Raw genomic sequence first — 508 nt, forward strand, 5'->3', positions numbered from 1 at the left:
CCGCAGTCGTCACACTGATGATACGGATGTGCTTCTCCGTATACACCATGTTATCGGAGAGCTGCCCACGTATGGTTATCGTCGGGTATGGGCGCTGCTTCGCAGACAGGCAGAACTTGATGGTATGCCTGCGATCAATGCCAAACGTGTTTACCGGATCATGCGCCAGAATGCGCTGTTGCTTGAGCGAAAACCTGCTGTACCGCCATCGAAACGGGCACATACAGGCAGAGTGGCCGTGAAAGAAAGCAATCAGCGATGGTGCTCTGACGGGTTCGAGTTCTGCTGTGATAACGGAGAGAGACTGCGTGTCACGTTCGCGCTGGACTGCTGTGAGCGTGAGGCACTGCACTGGGCGGTGACTACCGGCGGCTTCAACAGTGAAACAGTACAGGACGTCATGCTGGGTGCGGTGGAACGCCGCTTCGGCAACGATCTTCCGTCGTCTCCAGTGGAGTGGCTGACGGATAATGGTTCATGCTACCGGGCTAATGAAACACGCCAGTTC

Annotated in this window: 1 pseudogene; it reads left to right on the top strand. The window is 55.9% G+C overall.

Features of this window, described 5'->3' with window-relative positions:
* Nucleotides 1-508 (top strand): annotated as a pseudogene (locus BGK49_RS27925) (IS3-like element IS2 family transposase); the annotation flags it as partial.

The organism is Shigella sp. FC1544 (assembly GCF_001722145.1).
In the GTDB taxonomy this organism is placed as follows: Bacteria; Pseudomonadota; Gammaproteobacteria; order Enterobacterales; family Enterobacteriaceae; genus Escherichia; species Escherichia coli.